We start from the raw sequence: 16,537 nt of genomic DNA on the forward strand, positions 1-16,537 counted from the left end.
GCACGGGTACGTCTGCGACCTTGCCGAAGGCCTGCACATGGTCCTTCACCTCGTACGTCACCGACTTGACGTCGTCGGCGGGGACCGGGTAGCAGACGGACACCCGCTGTCTCCGCCGAGATGTTCCGGCCGCGTGCGGGGGCGTCCGCCGGATGAGGCTCCAGCCATGCCCTGCCGCTGGGTGCCGAGGCCGACAAGACCCGTGCCCGGCTGCTCATCAATTCCCTTACGCGGCCATCGGGCTGCGCCCTGAGCGTCGCGGAGCAAGGGCATGAAGCTGTACGGGCAGTGCCGGATCCCTGGGCCCCGGCATCAGCTCAAAGGGCACACCGGTCACCGAACCTGCCCGGAAAGGCGATACGTCAGCCCATGCCTGCCGTATCGAGCAGGGCGGCCACGGTGGGCACGACGAGCCCGGTCAGGTTGTCGGCGCCGATTCCCGCGCGGGCGCTGGCGCCGTCGAAGACCAGGATCAGCTGCCGGGCCAGCAGGTCGGGATCGCTCGCCCCGCCCTGTTCGGCCTCGGCGCGGAAGAAGGCTGTCAGGTTCGCCTTGATCCGGTGGGCAACCTGGCTCGCGGGGTGACTCCGGTCCTTCAGCTCGATCTGCACGGCCAGGTACCGGCAGCCCTGGAACTCAGGCGTATCCGCCTGCAGTTCCACGTGCTCGAAGACGTGCAGGATCCGCTCGCGGGGTGAACGGTCGTCGTCCGCCGAGGGCAGGGCCCCCGCCGCATAGGCGGAGGCGTGTTCCTCCAGGCTGGCTGCCAGCAGTTCGCCCTTGCTCTCGAACAGCTGGTACAGGGAGCGCTTGGACACTCCCGCCGCCTTGCACAGTGCCTCGACGCCGATGCCGACACCGTTTCGGTAGGTGAGCGTGGCTGTAGCCTCCAGCAGCCGCTCCCGGGGACTTTGCTTCGCCTTGGTGGTCACACCGTGAGGTTAACTCGATTCCACCTGAATGAAAACCGATCGGTTTACGAAGGTTCGCGGGGTGCCGGACGGGCTTCCCGTGCCCGGTCAGATGACGTTGACGGCGTCGAGGAAGCGGGCGGCGAGCTCGGTGTCGCCGGTGACCGTGACGTCGCTGTCACGCCAGGGCGACCGCCGTGTGCCCCAGTCGGGGAAGGTCAGCGCGGGGGCGGTGACGTGCGCGGCGACAGTGCCGTCGCACGGAGCCAGGGCGCCTGCTTTGTCGATCCACCAGGTACCGCCGCCGGGACCGGTGAGAGTCGGTGCGATGCGGGCGTCGAGCCCGGCGACCGGTGCCTGTGCGATCTCCCACCACCCCAACCACACCGTGCAGACCCGGGCCCTGCACTCCTACCTGCGCTGGCGCAACGCCAACGCCCGCCATCGCGACGTCCTGGCCGCCGAACGCAAGGAACGCGCCCGCATCCGCAGCGAGAAAGGCATCCGCTGGGGCGGACGCCCCCTCAAAACGGCGGCATGAACAACTGGGCGAACCTGTGCGGTCGCGGCACGATTATCGGACGCCAGGTCACGGCTGCTGGAATGCGACCTCAGGATGCGTGGCTTTGGGACCATCGAGGAGCGGCTGCGATATGCCCCGCAGGTGGAGGTCGAAGAAGGCTGAAACGTAGTCGCGGGTTATGTACCATCCGCGTTCTCCGGACAGCGGTATGGCAGGGTCCGACAGGCCCAACTGCCCGGCCAGATACGGCAGGTCCGTGAAGGAGAAGTGTTCAGCGCCGACCACGGTCAGCCAGCGTTTCCAGCCGTTCAGATGTTTCCACGCCTCAGGCCAGTCGGTCGACAGGCTGCTGGGGCTGTGCGTGGACTCGGCGCCGAGCATCATGAACGGGCGCCCGCCGAGCCCGGCCGCAGCAGGGAGCACAAAGAAGTCACCGTCCAGGTCAACCCCCGCCCGCACACGACGGTCGGCGGTCATGGTTGCCGCCGCGGTTGCACCCCCGATCGAATGCCCGCCGATTCCGATCCGGCTTGGGTCGATCACATGCGACAGCGCCCCGGCCTGTCGGCCCTTGGTCAACTCGCTGATCACGAAGGACATGTCTTTGACCCGGCCGCGCACGACGGCCGCCCGCTCCTCCTTGGTCTCGACCCGTTGACAGGCCACACAGGTCAGCGTCCGGCCCCCAGGGAAGGCCGTGCCGACGGATTCGTATGTGTGGTCCACCGAGGCGACGACGTAGCCCCTGCTCGCGAGATCGTCGGCGATCGAGGTGAGGGTGGTGCGCGGCATCGAGAAGCCCGGGGAGAGCAGCACCATGGGGAAATGCCCTGGCGCCGGACGAGCGCCCACGTGCGCATGGGTACGTGCCCCGGCTACCGTTTCGTGGGGCACGACGCCGTCGATTCCTCTCGCCGCCAAGAGGAGCTGCGCCTCCTCGTCTGTCATGTATGTCGCCGGTAATCCACTCGCCGAACGTGCTGGGTAGGAGACCGTCACCATCAGCTCCCGGTTACCGGCCGTCGGTACCCATGGGTCGGTGCGGTGCCGGTCGACCAAGTGCAGGGTGCGGCGGCCCACGGGGTACGGACCGGTGGGGGGCGGTAGTTCTAACCGGCTGCTGTACGGGACTTGGGGCGCAATCTGCGCGGCGTTGACGGACACGGCCGGTGCGGCGCTCAAGAGCGGCGCTGATAGGGCCAGGGTTAGCAGAGTGGTCACAACGGCTCTGCGTTGTCTGGGGATCATGCAGTCGAAGCTAGGCCCTGACTCTCTACAACTCGTCCGGCTCCAGGGGTACTTGGTCGTACCCCTGTCGGCGGATCCCGTCAGACTTCGGTATCACACAGATGTGGGCGGGCGGTCTACACCTTGGAGACGAGCCGGTGGCGACGTCACCGCCCATTCAACCGCCACGACCGCCAACCCGGTGAACCTATGCGGTCACAGCACCATACGAGAACAGGGCCGCATCGGTGGGCGGCACGGGTCGGTCGACCCAGGGGGTGGCGACCGAGTTTCGGCCAGCGGTACCCGTACTCGGGCGGCGGGCGTGCGTCTGACGACGTCGAGGAGCGTGGTGGCTCGCCGACCGGCGCGCTGGCACTCGGCCATCACCTTGGCGCGGCTCCAGTCCCGCCGTCGGTCGACGGAGTCCTCGTTCACTCGGTCAAGACTGGTGGCGAAGATCATGCGCAGCCCGGTGGGCGTGTGGAAGCTCCGCGCCGTCGCACCGATGTGGGCGACGACGTCGGCGATGCGCCATCCGGCTGCGGCGCTGGGCGCGGTCCATTCGTCGTCGGTGAGGCTGCTGGTGAAGTTCAGCATCTCGGCGCGTTCGGCGCGGAGGGCGGCGGCCATGTTCGGCAGGTCGGCGGGGGACAGGCGGTCGCTCATGTCGTTGTCTTCTCTGGCGGTGAGGCGGGGCGGCGGATCGCCTGCACGGCCGCGTCGTACAGGTCGAACTGGTCGACCTGTCCGCCCAGGCGCATCCACTCTTCTATTGCTGTCTGAAGGCAGGTGATCGCCGCGGCCGCGATCGCGCGCGCCTCCAGGGTGCGGTGGTCGGAGTCGGGCAGTCGCGGCTCGATGAGCGGTGCGAACAACTCCTGCCAGCGGGCCTGCTTCTCGGCGTGGCCGGCGCGCAGGGATTCATTGCCGAACAGCAGCGTGATGATCTCGAGCCGGCGCTCGGCCGTGACGTCGATCTCCTCAAGCGCCTGGAACGCGGCACGCAACGACGTCCACGGATCCTCGTCGGCCGGGCGCTCGGCGAGCCGCGCGGCGATCAGCTCCCCCTGCTCGGCCAGACCGTTGAGCGCGAGGTCTTCCTTGCTGCGGAAGTAGTTGAACAGGGTCCGTTTGGAGACACCCGCCGCGGCGGCGATCTCCTCGAGCGTCGTGTCGTCGTACCCCTTGGCGGCGAACAGTTCGAGGGCGGTCCGGGCGAGGAGCGCGCGAACCACCGAGCGGGTCTGCTCACGGAGAGGTGCGGGTTTCTGAGGCATGCACCGATGGTACATCTGTGCATCAGATGCATTTGTTTGCACTCAGTGCAAGTAGGTGCGTAAAGTGCATGCCATGAGCAAAATCGACTATCGCCGTCAGACCGTCATCGTCACCGGGGCGAGCTCCGGGCTCGGCGCGGAATTCGCGCGCCAGTTGGCCCGCCGAGGCGCGGATCTCGTACTCGTCGCCCGCCGAGCGGACCGGCTCAAGGACCTGGCCGACGAACTCACCCGCGCCCACGGCGTCACGGTGACCGTCGTCGCCCGCGACCTCGGCCTGCCCGACGCCGGCCGCACACTGCGCGCCGAACTCGAATCCCGCGGCATCCACGCCACCGGACTCGTCAACAACGCCGGCTTCGGCACCCACAACGCCCTCACCGACGAGGACCCGGACCGCCTGCAGAGCATGATCGCGCTGAACGTCAGCGCACTGGTCGACCTCAGCCGCGCCTACATCGACCCGCTGACCTCCACCGACACCGGCATCCTGATCAACGTCGCCAGCCTGCTGGGCTTCCAGCCGACCCCGTACCTCAGCGTCTACGGCGCCACCAAGGCCTTCGTCCTCAGCTTCACCGAATCGCTGTGGGAAGAGAACCGCGACACCGGCCTACGCGTCCTCGCCGTGTGCCCCGGCGCCACGAAGACCGAGTTCTTCGACGCCGCCGGCAGCCAGTCGGCCGACTACGGCACGAAGCGAGCCACCCCTGCCGACGTCGTCAAGACGGCCCTCGACACGCTCGACCGCCGCTCCGCGCCCCCGTCGGTGATCACCAACGGCCGCCCGCTCGCCCTCGCCAGCAAGTTCCTGCCGCGCCGCGTGACCGTCCGGTTCATGGGCCGCATCGCCCGCCGTTAACCGGCGCCACTCCTCCGTCCTGCCCCCTCAGACGGCGTGCCTCCGTAAGCGAGACCCGTTCGCCGCCCTCGGATTCGGGGAGCCGACGAAGGAACAGGGCCATGTGGCCGTTGGCACGGCACGGATAGCCTGCGCGAATGAAGCGGATCCAGCGGGCTGCCGGCGCGATCGTCGGTTCAGCGGTGGGTGACGCCCTGGGCGGCCCCTTCGAGTTCGGTCCCCAAGGAGCGTTCTCCACGCGGTTTCCCACGCCTGGTGGCGGGGGCGAGATGTGCGGAGGCGGTGGCTGGGACCCCGGCGAGGCCACTGACGACACGCAGATGGCCGTCCTGGTCGGGGAGTCGCTGTTGGAGCGGGGCGGGCTGGATCTGCCGGACATCTTCGCCCGCTTCCAGCGGTGGGCGGCAGCAGAACCGAAGGACATCGGCTTGCAGACCGAAGACGTCCTGACCAACGGCATGCCCTGGGACCTCGCCGCCGCCATCCATTTCCAGGTCAACCAACGAGCAGCGGGAAACGGCTCCTTGATGCGGGCATCGACCTCCGCGGTCCACTGCGCGGCCGCAGGCCGGGAAGCCACCATGGACGCGGCCCGCCGCATCGCCGCCCTCACCCACGGTGACCGCGCGGCCTGGGAAGGCACCGCGATCTTCCACGAACTCATCCGCCTCACGTTCGAGGACACCGACCCCCTCACCGCGCTCCCGGACATCCTGGCTCTTGTCCACCCCGACCATCGTGGCCGCTACGCCACCGTCCTCGCACCCGACTGGCACCCCGATCAGGCCACCGAGTTCAACGGCGCCGTCTGGCCCTGCCTCGGCTCCGCCGTCTGGGCCCTGCGCACCACCACCAGCTTCCAAGAGGCGATACGCGCGGCGATCGACCTCGGCGGTGACACGGACACCGTCGCCGCAGTGACCGGCGGCCTCGCGGGGGCGTACTACGGGCTGGATGCGATTCCCGCCCACTGGACCCAGCCGCTCCACGTACCCCTCCCGGGCTTTGACGGACGGGTACTGCACCTGGCAGATCTGCTCCACCTTGCACATCGCCTCGAAACCACTCACGCCGGTGATCTGCCAGCTGGCAGCCTGTGAGAGAGCCTCGATGTCCCGTGAGCCGACTCCGCCGAGCACCGGTCCCGGTCTCACGGCAGCTGCCTGCTCGTGGTGCTCGGTCGGGCCGAGATGACGTGCGCGGACAGGGGCGGGTCTGACAACACCGGCTCAAGCTGGGGCGGGCAGTTGGATCGAGGCGAGTTTGGCCGGGTCGATGACGATGCGGATGCCGGTGATCCGGCCTTCGGTGACGGTGAAGGCGATGATGGACAGAGGACTTCCGTCGGGGCGCCAGGACATGTGGCCGGGGACACCGTTGATCAGGACGGGCCGTTGGCGGGCCGCCTTGCCGGAGAACATGCGGGCGCCGGAGGCGACCTTGGTGGCGCCGAGGGTGACCACCTTGCCGTCGGGGGTGTCGACGGTCAGTTTCACGTTCGGGTCGAGGACGCGCAGGAGCGCTTCGAAGTCGCCACTGAGAGCAGCAGCGCTGAACGCCTGGACGACCTGTCGGTGCTCACGGCCAGGGCCCGCCGGCCGGTCCGTGGCTCGGACCTTGCGGCGGGCGCGGCTGGCGACCATCTTCGTGGCGTCGGCAGATTTGCCCAGGATCTGGCCTATTTCCTGGAACGGGACCGCGAACATGTCGTGCAGGACGAACGCCAGGCGTTCGCTCGGGGTGAGCGAGTCGAGCACGACGAGCAGGGCCAGGCCCACGGAGTCGGCCAACGCCACCTGCTCGTCCGGCGCGGGGTCGTCGTCCGGTGTTACTACGAGGTTCGCGAACTCTTGCTCGTAGGCGGTTTCGGGATGAGCTCGGCGGGATCTCAGAAGGTCCAGGCTGAGGCGGCCAACCACCGTGGTCAGCCACCCCGCCAGGTTGCCGATCGCCGCCTCGTCCTGGCGGGCGAGGCGCATCCAGGCTTCCTGGACCACGTCCTCGGCGTCGGCGTGCGAGCCCAGCACGCGGTACGCGACGGCGCGCAGCCGATCGCGCTGGGCTTCGAAGGCCTCGGCGACGAAGCCGGGCGGGTGGGTGGTCACGGCTTTCGCGGCTGACGGAGCGAGACCCGGTTGCCGTCCGGGTCCACCGCCTCGAGGCGGAGCCCGAACGGATACTCCTGCGGTTCGGACTCGTCGAAGGTGACACCGCGTCGGCGCATGACCTCGAAGTCCTTTCGCAAGTCGTCGGATTCGAGGATCAGCGGACCGGGCACGCCGACCGGCTGCCCCGCGCCCGCCGCCTGCGACCACAGGATGATCTGCACCGGGCTGTCGGGGACGCCGACAGTGAGGAAACGTCCCTCGGGCCCTGGGTAGTCGATCCGCTTTTCCAGGCCGAGTCCCTGGGTGTAGAACTCCAGCGCGCGGTCCTGATCGGTGACGTAGAGCGTCACGTACATGATGTTGGTGAGCATCCGGTTCTCGATTCACTCGTTGGTTCGATGACCGTTCGTATTCGGTCGTCACACCTATGACGAGCGCCGGCGGAAGAAGGTAACAGGGCCGGTCGGCCGGGCAGACGCCGGGCGCGTGAGGTGTGGCTCGGCAGCATGCGTGCAGGCCAGGCACATGGACTCACGAAGCCACTGCGTTGTGGGGGAACCTCACTTTGAGAGCTCTCGCGGGCGCCGGCGGCCGCCGAGTGCCAGGACCGTCATCGCCCCCGCGGCCCCCGCCGCAACGCCGAAGCCGCCGTGTGCACCGCCCGCGTCGACCACCCGTCCCGCGACCGCCGCGGCTGCTGCCGATCCTGCGGCGCTGGCAGAGTTGCCCCAGGTGAACGCCTGTGTGAGGACGGCGCGGGGCACCGACGACTGGGTGAGGACGGAGGTGAGGATCAGCAGGACCGGGACTGCGAGTCCGGTCAGGGCGAGGGTGGCGCCGATCGCGAGGGGCGCGTCGAGGACGGTCAGCGGGAGGCTCGCGAGGGTGAGGCAGGCCGCTGCTGCGGCCTGGTGGCGCCGGGGCGAACCGTTGTGACGCCATGCTCCGTAGGCCCAGCCGCCCACCAGATTGGTGCAGTTGGAGGAGAAGTAGAGAAGGGCTGCCGCGTCCGGTGTGCCGCGCCCGACGGCGTATGCGGCGACGGACACTTGCATGGCGCCGAAGAACACCCCGAGCGTGAGGCCGAGCGCGACCTGCCGCAGGAATGCGGGGCGGAGCAGGGCGCGTCCGGCGTGCCGGCGCTCCGCGTGGCCGGTGAGGGGTGGCATGGTGAGGCGCTGGGCGGCGAGGGCGAGCCCGCCGCCGACGACGAGTACGGCGGCGAGCAGCACCCCGGCATTCGGGTGGCCCGCCGCACCGAGGACGCTCACCAGGGCCGGGCCGGCCATGTAGGACCCGCCGTTGACGAGGGCCTCCAGGGCGAAGGCGGTGGGCAGCGCGGCACCCCGTTCGCCGGACAGCAGGGCGGACCAGCGAGCGGCGGACAGGGCACCGAGCTGGGGCAGCGTCGCCCCGACGAGCACTCCGGCGACGAGGTCCGGAACGGCGCCGGCGAGCAGCAGCGCCACGGCCCCGGCATGTGCGACCAGCGCGCAGGGGAGCACCCGCACCTGCCCGAACCGGTCGACAAGGCGCCCGAGTTGGGGCCCGGCGACAGCGTCCGCAACAGCGAACCCGCCGGTGACGAGACCCGCAGCGGCATACGATCCGGTGCGCGCGTGTACCAGCCAGACGATGCCGATGCCCGTCATGGCGATGCCCAGACGCCCGACAGCGGCGGGAAGGAAGAAGGCCGCGGCACCCGAAGTGCGCAGCAAAGTGCGGTAGTTCGCCGAAGCCGAAGGCACGGCGCATCCCTTTCGCCGCCCGGCGGGACGCGCCAACGGGGTCGCCGGCGTCCGGATGTGCCGACCTGTGGCTGCGCCTGAAGCCGTCCAGTTGGTGGCGTGGAGCGGGGACGCGCACCCCACGCCGACTCCATCACCGGGCAGATGTCATGCGGTAGTTGATGACCTCCTTGAGCGTAAAGGAATGGCGCGCAGATGGAGGGCAGAAGCGAACAGAGGAACGGCATCGGGCTTTGCGGAGAGCTCTCGGGTGCTCCGCACGCCGCGGTGGCACGCCTTTGCTGTGCGGGCCGGCAGCATGTTCGCCGGGGTCATGCTCCCAGCTCCTCCGTCACGGGCAGGCACTCGGCGAGTAGGTCGACGACGTCGCGCCAGGCTCGCCGCGCGTGCTGCGGGTGGTAGCCGACGCCGGGGACCGTGGGGTGGTCGACCGGCGGGTGGTGGAAGGCGTGCAAGGCGCCGCCGTAGACCGCGAGGCGCCAGTCGACGCCCGCGGCCTGCATCTCAGCGGCGAACGCGTTCCGTTGCGCGGGCGGCATGATCGGGTCTTCCGACCCGACCCCGGCCCACACCGGGCAGCGAATACGCGCCGCCTCGCCCGGTCGGCCCGTGGTCAGTGCGTTGACTGTGCCGATCGCGCGCAGGTTGACGCCGTCGCGCCCGAGTTCCAGCCCGACAGCGCCTCCGGTGCCGTAGCCGACGGCGGCGATCCGGTCGGGGTCGGTCCGCGGTTCGGTGCGCAACACGTCGAGCGCTGCATGGCCGATGCTCCGCATCCGGTCGGGATCGGAGAGCAGTGGCATGCAACGGGCCAGCATCTCCTCGGGGTCGCTCAAATAGCGCCCGCCGTGAAGGTCGAAGGCCAGCGCTATGTATCCCAGTTCGGCGAGAGCATCGGCCCGGCGGCGCTCGACGTCGCTGAGCCCCGTGCCCTCTGGTCCGAGCAGCACTGCGGGCCGGCGGTCGACACCGGCCGGGAGCGCGAGGTGCCCGATCATCGTCAGACCGTCGGCCGGGTACTCGACCGTACGCGTCGTAATCGTCGTCATGAGACTGGACTGTAGTGATCGTCGAGCCCGGTCCGGCCGCTGTTCTGCCGCAGGCAGAGCAGCGCGGACATCCCCCTGAAATACGGCGAGGGCTCACAGGAACCGTCACAAACCTCGTCCCCACGGCAGCTGTCCATCCAGGTGCCCTTTGACCCGTATCTCGGTCAGGCCTCCTACAACGTGTATTCCGCACTGTCCGCGGCCGGGCGTGCGTCCGGGATCGGCGCCGCCTCGATGCCGGCGGCAGCGCGGCTGGACCATTCCGGCGCGCGACGCCGGCGGGGGCGTCGGCGATACTGGGGGCGTGGAGTACGTGTCCAGAGTGCCGCGACCGCCGCTGGACGGGCTGATCGACGACCTCTATTACCTGGAGGGCGCGTCGCCGTACGCCCGGCTGACGCTGCCGCCGGCACCGTCGGCGTTGCTCATCGTCAACCTCGGGGCGCCGTTCCGTGTCCGCGCCGGCACCGACATCGAGACGGCCGAGTACGCCGACGGCTGCGTGGTCACCATGCCCACCCGCGCGTGGGAGTTCGGCTACCCACTCCGGACCCGGTCCGTCGGCGTGCACTTCAAGCCGTGGGGGCTGGCGCCGTTCCTGCCGATGCCCGCGGCCGAACTGTGTGACCGGCCGGTGACGCTGGAGCAGGTGTGGGGCCCGCCCGCCGTTGCTGAGCTGCGAGACCGGCTGGCCACGGCGGGCGGACCGCACGAGATGCTGATGCTGCTTGAGGAGGAGCTCAGGCGACGGCTGTGCGAGACCGCCGGCCTGGGGCTGGTCCGCCAGACGAGCAGGGCCATCGCGGCGACCGGCGGGGCGGTGACGATCGGCGACCTGAGGGTGGCAGCCGGTGTCAGCAGCACTCATCTGGCACAGCGGTTCAAGGAGCTCGTCGGCGTCACGCCGAAGCGGCTGGCCCGCACCTACCGATTCACCGCCACCGTGTTCGCGATCAACCCCGCCGAACCGATCGACTGGGGCGAACTCGCCGGTGCCGCAGGCTACTTCGACCAGGCCCACTTCGGCCACGAGTTCCGGGCGTTCACCGGGCTCACACCAACCCAGTACGTCGAAGTCCGGCGGCGGTTCCTGCACGAACATCCCGGCCACGTGCTGGACAGCTGGCCGCTGCCGGCCGATTGATTTCTTACAAGAGTGACAGCTCACAACACGCTAATTTGGGGCACCTCAGAGCAGAGGAGAGCCCCGTGGGCAAGGTGGTCATGTACAGCTCGGTGTCGGTGGACGGCTTCATCGCGGACGAGAACGACCAGCCCGGACCGCTGTTCGACTGGTTGTCCAGCGGTGACGTCCCGTTGGACGAGAGCGGTGTGGTGAAGGTGTCGCAGACGTCCTACGACTACACCCGGCCGTACTGGGACCAGATCGGGGTGACCATCGCCGGCCGCCACGTCTTCGACATGACGGACGGCTGGGACGGAAAGCCTCCGGGCGGCATCGACCACGTGGTCGTCGTGACGCACCGGCCGCAGCCCGAGGGCTGGGATCCCAAGGCGCCGTTCCACTTCGTCGACGGCGTCGAGGCAGCCGTGGCCAAGGCGCAGGAGCTTGCGGGCGACCGCGTCGTCGAGGTCGCCGCCGGCGACGTCGGTGGCCAGGTCCTTGCCGCGGGCCTGGTCGACGAGGTGCGCATGGACGTCGTACCCGTCGTGTTCGGGTCCGGCAAGCGCTACTTCGGTTCGGTCGACGCGCAGCACCTGTTGGAGGATCCTGACGTGGTGATTCAGGGCAACCGGGTGCTTCACCTGAGCTATCGGGTGCGCCGTTGACCGATCTGACCATCACCTCGCGGCCCGCGGCTGGGCCGGGGTGCCGGTAGGCGGCGGTCTCCGCTGGTAGATGCCCCAGGTGGCCGCGGCCGGCCTTGATCCGCTCCTGCGCAGTACATGTGCAGTTACGGGCTTCGGTGCGCCATGCTCCGGACCCTAACTGCCGGTCGTCGGTCTTGCCATCTTTCGGGGATGGACGCTCCGGGTGCTCCGCACAGCCCGGGGCAGGGCAGTGCGGAGCACGGGTATGGCTCGTCGGGGACGCGGCCGGCGCCCCTCAGCGAGCCCGCGCCTGCCGCTGCCGCGCCTCGGTCGCGTCATGGAACGCGGCCAGCGCGGCCCGGCGGCGGTGCAGCTCCGCGATGTCTGCGTCCATCCGCTCCAGGTGCGCGCTCATCGTCCGCAGTACCTCCGGGCAGGGCTCGATCCCCGGCCCGGCGTCGGTGGCGCACGGCAGCATCTCGCGGATGGCGTCGGTGGTCAGCCCGGCCGCCAGCATGCCTCGGATGCGGGCGACGACGTATGGGGCGTCGGGGGCGTACACGCGGTATCCGCTGCTGTCGCGGTCGGGGCACAGCAGGCCCTGCTCCTCGTAGTACCGCAGCAGCCGGGCCACCACTCCAGTCCGCCGTGACAGCTCGCCTATCAGCACTGATTCTCCTCATCACACGTGGGACTTGACCTTCACACCGGTGTGATGGGTCAACGTATGAGGCATGCGCGATTCATTCCCCGCCCTCGCCATCACCGTCACCGGAACCGGCCCAGGACTGCTGCTCGCCCACGGAGCCACCGGCAGCATCGAAGACAACTTCGCCCCGGTTCTGCCCGCCCTCGCCGCCGCCCACACCGTCGTCGCCCCGGACTACCCCGGCTCGGGTAACACCCCGGTCGCCGCCGCCCCACTGGACCTCGATGAGCTCGCGGACGCTGTCGTCGACTCCGCCGTACGGCGCGGCGTCGGGCGGTTCGCGGTGCTCGGCTTCTCGCTCGGCACGCTGGTGGCGGTGCGCGCCGCCGTACGCCATCCCGAGCGGGTGACCGCGCTCGTACTGACCGCCGGGTTCGCGCGGCCCGACGACCATGCGCTCGGCCTCCTCCCCGGCTGGCGGGCCGAGGTGCCACCCCGACTCCACCCGCACATCGACCTGATCCCCTCCCTCGACACCACCGGTGACCTGGCCGAAGTCACCGCGCCCACGCTGGTCGTCGCGACGACCGCCGACAGCGTGGTCCTGCCTGCCGGCTCCCGCGCCTTGGCGGCCGGGATCAGGGGCGCGCAGTACACGGAGATCGACAGCGACCATGTGGTCATGGTCGAGCGGCCGGAGGAGTGGTTGAAGCCCGTCCTCGACTTTCTCCACGTCCTTTCGCATGCGGAAGGGAAGGACGGTGAGGGGGAGTGAAGCTGCAGGTCGTCCTCCCGAACGAGGCCGCGGGCGCCGACCCGCGCCCACTCGCCGACCTGGCGCGGCAGGCCGAGGACCTCGGCTACGACACGGCATGGCTCCCCGACCACATCCTGCCGCCCGGCGAGTACGGCCCGGTGTACGGAGGGGTCCTCGAACCGCTGGTGACCATGGGCTGGCTGGCGGCCGCGACCACCCGGATCCGGTTCGGCACCTCCGTGCTCGTCCTGCCCATGCGCAGTCCTTTCGTGGTGGCCAAACAGGTCGCGACCCTGCACGGGCTGTCCGGCGGACGGATCACCCTGGGCGTGGGGATCGGCTGGGACGAACGCGAGTTCACCGCCGTCGGCGCCGACTTCAGGAGCCGGGCGGCCCGCACGGACGAAGCCATCGCACTGCTCCGGCACCTGTTCCGGGTCGGCCGGGGCCCCTTCGAGGGCCGCTGGTACGGCTTCGAGACAGGCGTCTTCGAGCCACGCCCCGACGGTCCGGTGCCCGTGATGACCGGCGGTGTCACCAACGCCGCCCTGCGCCGGGCGGCCCGGTATGCGGACGTCTGGCAGGGCGTGGGCCTGGATCCGACAGCGTTCGCCGAACGGCTGGCGTACCTGCGGGCGCGTACGGACGGCCGCGTTGTGTCCCCCGGCACCCGGATCGACTGGCACGGCCCGGACCGCACCGTCGGCGAGGCCGTTCGCACCGCCGAGGCCTTCCGGGCCGCTGGAGCCGAACACCTCGCGGTGCACTTCGGCGACCCGGACGGTTACGCCCGACGGATGGCCGCCTTCGCCCGGGCCGCTCCTGACAGCCTCTACCGACAGGGACCAACCACAGCGCCCAGGTCTCCCGATTGCTCACGCTGAACGGCCGCGACGCGTGCGCTCGGCGTAGTCGGCGACGAGTTCGAGAACGCCGGCCGTTGACGCCCACCCACCTGCACCTGAAGACGGAGCCCTTGGGCCTTCGCCGACGGCGCTCGCGTGTGGATGGGGATCCTGGCTCTGCTTGCGTCGCGGAGCAGCGTTTCGACGGCAGTTCGGGAGGCGCTGCCCGCGCCGGATGGTCACGACTGCGGGCAGTCGCCTTCGACGCGGGGGCAGTTGGCACTACAGGTCCGCGCCCGCGTCGAGCACGTCGAATGATGTGGGGGGGGGGACTCCCTTAGGGCGTCTCCCCGAGCGGATCCCGGGTTCTCCCCGATGGTGTGTGGATCGCGCAGTTGGTGAGGTGGTCGCATGAGTGATCTCCGATTGCCTCGTCATCTGCTCGTCGGTCTCATCGCCGTGGGCACGCTCGCCGCGGCCACCGCCACCAACGCCGATTCGCTCCACCGCGCTCCGCCCCGATTACATGCGAAGACCCAGGCTGTGCTGAACGAGATCGTCGCGCAGGGCACCCCCGGAGTCGTCGCCCAGGTGCGCGGTGCCCACGGGGTGTGGAACGGCCGGGCGGGTGTCGGCGACCTCGCCGTCCGGCATCCGCGCAGCACCCACGAGAAGTTCCGCATCGCCAGCGTGACGAAGACCTTCACCGCCACGGTGCTCCTCAAGCTCGAAGCCGCCAGAAGGCTGTCGCTGGACGACAGCGTGGAGAAATGGCTGCCGGGGGTGGTGCGCGGCAAGGGCTACCGGCCCGAGAACATCACCGTGCGGCACCTGCTCAACCACACGAGCGGGATCTTCGACTACAACATGGACGAAGGATTCCGCGCCAAGTACGCGGGGGACGAGTTCGACAGGAACCGTCACACCAAGTGGTCCCCGTCCCAGCTGCTGGCCATCGCACTCGCCCACCCGCCCAACTTCCAGCCGGAGCAAGGCAGCAGGCCCGGCAAGCCCGGTGAGTGGGACTACTCGGACACCAATTACATCCTCGCCGGGATGATCATCGAGAAGGTCACCGGCGACACCTACAAGGAGGCGGTCGAGCGCCTCGTCATCCAGCCGCTCGCCCTGCACGGCACCAGCGTGCCGGGCGCCTCGCCCACACTGCCGTCACCGCATGCGACGCACTACTCGACCCTTTTCGAGGAGGGGCGGCACGCAAAGGTGCGTGACGTCACTGAGTTCAGCCCCACGGTAGCCTTCTCGGCCGGGCAGATGATCTCGACCGTCGGCGACGTGAACATCTTCGTGTCCAAGCTGCTGGGCGGCGAGTTGCTTCCCGACGCCCAGCAACGGGAGCTGCTCGATGCCGTCCCCGTCGACGGAGACAAGGGGCACGGCGGTCCGGAGGACGTCTATGGCCTCGGTATCCGGCAGTTCAAGCTCAAAGCGGGCTGCCGGGTCTGGGGCCACGGCGGCATGATCCCCGGTTCCGGAACCCGGACGGTGGCCTCGGCCGATGGCCGACACGTCCTGACCATGAACCGCAACAGCGACTGGGGTGAGCAGAAACTGGAGGACGCGGCCGTCAAGGCCGAGTTCTGCGCGGGCGACTCCCGTCGTCATGCCTAGCAACGCCCTCTCGTACACGGATCGATTGCGACGGCTAATCGCCGTATGAGGAAGGGGCCATTGATCCCGCCCTGCCTCGCCGTGCAAAGTTCCGACATTGATCCGCATCGGTAACTACTCGCCCTGTTCCGCATATGCGCCAAGGAGATTCAATGCCAGCGCGAAATCGACTCGCAGCACCATCCGTCGAAGAACGAACGGGTGCCACCAGACGGACGGCATTGCGTGGGCTGGGACTCGCGGTGGGGGGCGCGGCCCTGGCCACCGGGCTCGGAACCTCGCCGGCCGCAGCGGACCCGCGTCGCGGGGTCACCACCTACGTGCTGGTGCACGGTACCCACAGCGCCGGCGCGTTCTGGCTGCCGATCGCGCAGGAGTTGACGCTGCGCGGTCACCGCGTCGTCATGGTGGACCAGCCGTGCCATGGCGCGGAGGCATTCGTGCCGGAGTCGTATCAGCGGCAGGACCTCACAGCGATGGCGACCGAGCCTTCCCCGCTGAAGGGCCTCGGGCTGGAGGACTACGAGGCGCGCGTCACGGGCATCGTGCGGCGGGCGGCACGGAACGGCCCGGTGGTGCTGGTCGGGCACAGCCTGGGTGGCGTATCGGTCAGCCGTGTCGGCGATGCCGTCCCGCATCTGCTTCACCACATTTGCTACATGGCGGCCTTCTGTCCCAGCCGCGTCCTGCCCACGGCGGACGCCTGCACGGCGGCACCCGAGAACGCGGACGCCGTCAGCCCGGTCGAGCTGACGGTGGGTGACCCGGACCGGCTCGGTGTACTACGACTGAACTTCCGGACAGGTGACAGCCGTGAGCTGGCTCTGCTGAAGGAGATGATCTGCGCGGACTACTCCGACGCCGAATTCCGCCGGATACTGGCCGGCATGCAGACCGACGAGCCGGTCGCCGCGTATGCGGGCCGAGCGGTCGGCCGGGCCGGCAGCTGGGGACGCATCCCCCGCACCTACCTGCGTTTCGGCAGGGACCGGACGATCGCCACCGCACTCCAGGACAGAATGATCGCGGAAGCCGACGCGTTCACGCCCGGCAACAGCTTCCGCGTACACGATTTTCCCGGGGCGTCACACGTCGGCCCTCTGGATCCCATCCCGGTCGCAGAAATCCTGGACACGCTCGCAGGGTAGGGGATAGGGCACTCGAAGAAGTCAC

18 protein-coding genes and 1 pseudogene are annotated in these 16,537 nt (G+C 69.5%); 9 read left to right on the forward strand and 10 right to left on the reverse strand.

Features of this window, described 5'->3' with window-relative positions:
- Positions 1 to 362: 362 nt before the first annotated feature.
- Together SLINC_RS44515 and SLINC_RS48305 are read right to left on the reverse strand one after the other, a co-directional pair.
- A complete protein-coding gene (locus SLINC_RS44515; protein WP_067444289.1) occupies positions 363 to 932 on the reverse strand; it encodes a TetR/AcrR family transcriptional regulator in 570 nt (189 codons plus the stop codon).
- A gap of 87 nt (positions 933 to 1,019) precedes the next feature.
- Positions 1,020 to 1,292, reverse strand: coding sequence for a hypothetical protein (locus SLINC_RS48305; RefSeq protein ID WP_159425418.1), 273 nt, complete (start codon positions 1,290 to 1,292; stop codon positions 1,020 to 1,022).
- Here SLINC_RS48305 and SLINC_RS44520 point away from each other — a divergent pair.
- Positions 1,273 to 1,452, forward strand: a pseudogene (locus tag SLINC_RS44520) (IS630 family transposase); the annotation flags it as partial. The gene SLINC_RS48305 and the pseudogene SLINC_RS44520 sit on opposite strands and share 20 nt — an antisense overlap.
- A 48-nt stretch (positions 1,453 to 1,500) precedes the next feature.
- Here SLINC_RS44520 and SLINC_RS44525 read toward each other — a convergent pair.
- The 3 genes from SLINC_RS44525 to SLINC_RS44535 form a co-directional block, all read right to left on the reverse strand.
- A complete protein-coding gene (locus SLINC_RS44525; protein ID WP_067444291.1) occupies positions 1,501 to 2,682 on the reverse strand; it encodes an alpha/beta hydrolase family protein in 1,182 nt (393 codons plus the stop codon).
- A gap of 195 nt (positions 2,683 to 2,877) precedes the next feature.
- A complete protein-coding gene (locus tag SLINC_RS44530; RefSeq protein WP_067444293.1) occupies positions 2,878 to 3,330 on the reverse strand; it encodes a maleylpyruvate isomerase N-terminal domain-containing protein in 453 nt (150 codons plus the stop codon).
- Positions 3,327 to 3,941: a TetR/AcrR family transcriptional regulator gene (locus SLINC_RS44535; RefSeq protein ID WP_067444295.1), complete on the reverse strand. Its 615-nt coding sequence runs from the start codon at positions 3,939 to 3,941 to the stop codon at positions 3,327 to 3,329. Before SLINC_RS44535 ends, SLINC_RS44530 begins: the two co-directional genes overlap by 4 nt.
- 73 nt (positions 3,942 to 4,014) lie before the next feature.
- On the opposite strand from SLINC_RS44535, the gene SLINC_RS44540 reads away from it, so the two are divergent.
- A complete protein-coding gene (locus SLINC_RS44540; RefSeq protein ID WP_067444297.1) occupies positions 4,015 to 4,803 on the forward strand; it encodes an SDR family NAD(P)-dependent oxidoreductase in 789 nt (262 codons plus the stop codon).
- A 137-nt stretch (positions 4,804 to 4,940) separates the two neighbouring features.
- Positions 4,941 to 5,903, forward strand: coding sequence for an ADP-ribosylglycohydrolase family protein (locus tag SLINC_RS44545; RefSeq protein ID WP_067444300.1), 963 nt, complete (start codon positions 4,941 to 4,943; stop codon positions 5,901 to 5,903).
- Positions 5,904 to 6,032: 129 nt separating this feature from the next.
- Here SLINC_RS44545 and SLINC_RS44550 read toward each other — a convergent pair whose 3' ends face one another.
- From SLINC_RS44550 to SLINC_RS44565, 4 genes are all read right to left on the reverse strand, one after another.
- Positions 6,033 to 6,908: a sigma-70 family RNA polymerase sigma factor gene (locus tag SLINC_RS44550; protein ID WP_067444303.1), complete on the reverse strand. Its 876-nt coding sequence runs from the start codon at positions 6,906 to 6,908 to the stop codon at positions 6,033 to 6,035.
- Positions 6,905 to 7,267 (reverse strand): VOC family protein, encoded by a 363-nt coding sequence (locus tag SLINC_RS44555; RefSeq protein WP_237282093.1) that lies wholly within the window; start codon positions 7,265 to 7,267, stop codon positions 6,905 to 6,907. Before SLINC_RS44555 ends, SLINC_RS44550 begins: the two co-directional genes overlap by 4 nt.
- 204 nt (positions 7,268 to 7,471) lie before the next feature.
- Positions 7,472 to 8,659 carry an MFS transporter gene (locus SLINC_RS44560; RefSeq protein WP_067444309.1) on the reverse strand — a complete coding sequence of 396 codons (1,188 nt, stop codon included), beginning with the start codon at positions 8,657 to 8,659 and terminating at the stop codon, positions 7,472 to 7,474.
- A 311-nt stretch (positions 8,660 to 8,970) separates the two neighbouring features.
- Positions 8,971 to 9,708, reverse strand: coding sequence for a dienelactone hydrolase family protein (locus SLINC_RS44565; protein ID WP_067444312.1), 738 nt, complete (start codon positions 9,706 to 9,708; stop codon positions 8,971 to 8,973).
- Positions 9,709 to 10,012: 304 nt separating this feature from the next.
- Between SLINC_RS44565 and SLINC_RS44570 the strand changes: the two genes are divergently transcribed.
- Complete coding sequence (locus SLINC_RS44570; RefSeq protein ID WP_211292784.1) at positions 10,013 to 10,852, forward strand: helix-turn-helix domain-containing protein; 840 nt, start codon at positions 10,013 to 10,015, stop codon at positions 10,850 to 10,852.
- A gap of 65 nt (positions 10,853 to 10,917) precedes the next feature.
- The gene (locus SLINC_RS44575; protein ID WP_067444317.1) at positions 10,918 to 11,499 is read left to right on the forward strand and encodes a dihydrofolate reductase family protein; all 582 of its coding nucleotides are present in this window, start codon (positions 10,918 to 10,920) and stop codon (positions 11,497 to 11,499) included.
- A 277-nt stretch (positions 11,500 to 11,776) separates the two neighbouring features.
- On the opposite strand, the gene SLINC_RS44580 is transcribed toward SLINC_RS44575, so the two are convergent.
- Entirely contained in the window at positions 11,777 to 12,151 is a 375-nt protein-coding gene (locus SLINC_RS44580) for a MerR family transcriptional regulator (protein WP_067444320.1), read from the reverse strand.
- A 64-nt stretch (positions 12,152 to 12,215) separates the two neighbouring features.
- On the opposite strand from SLINC_RS44580, the gene SLINC_RS44585 reads away from it, so the two are divergent.
- From SLINC_RS44585 to SLINC_RS44600, 4 genes are all read left to right on the forward strand, one after another.
- Complete coding sequence (locus SLINC_RS44585) at positions 12,216 to 12,905, forward strand: alpha/beta fold hydrolase (RefSeq protein WP_067444323.1); 690 nt, start codon at positions 12,216 to 12,218, stop codon at positions 12,903 to 12,905.
- Entirely contained in the window at positions 12,902 to 13,771 is an 870-nt protein-coding gene (locus SLINC_RS44590) for a TIGR03619 family F420-dependent LLM class oxidoreductase (RefSeq protein WP_067444326.1), read from the forward strand. Before SLINC_RS44585 ends, SLINC_RS44590 begins: the two co-directional genes overlap by 4 nt.
- Positions 13,772 to 14,143: 372 nt before the next feature.
- Positions 14,144 to 15,364, forward strand: a complete 1,221-nt coding sequence (locus tag SLINC_RS44595) for a serine hydrolase domain-containing protein (protein ID WP_237282041.1) — start codon at positions 14,144 to 14,146, stop codon at positions 15,362 to 15,364.
- A 242-nt stretch (positions 15,365 to 15,606) separates the two neighbouring features.
- Positions 15,607 to 16,512: an alpha/beta hydrolase gene (locus SLINC_RS44600; RefSeq protein WP_211292819.1), complete on the forward strand. Its 906-nt coding sequence runs from the start codon at positions 15,607 to 15,609 to the stop codon at positions 16,510 to 16,512.
- Positions 16,513 to 16,537 lie beyond the last annotated feature (25 nt).

This window comes from Streptomyces lincolnensis, from assembly GCF_001685355.1.
GTDB lineage: Bacteria > Actinomycetota > Actinomycetes > Streptomycetales > Streptomycetaceae > Streptomyces > Streptomyces lincolnensis.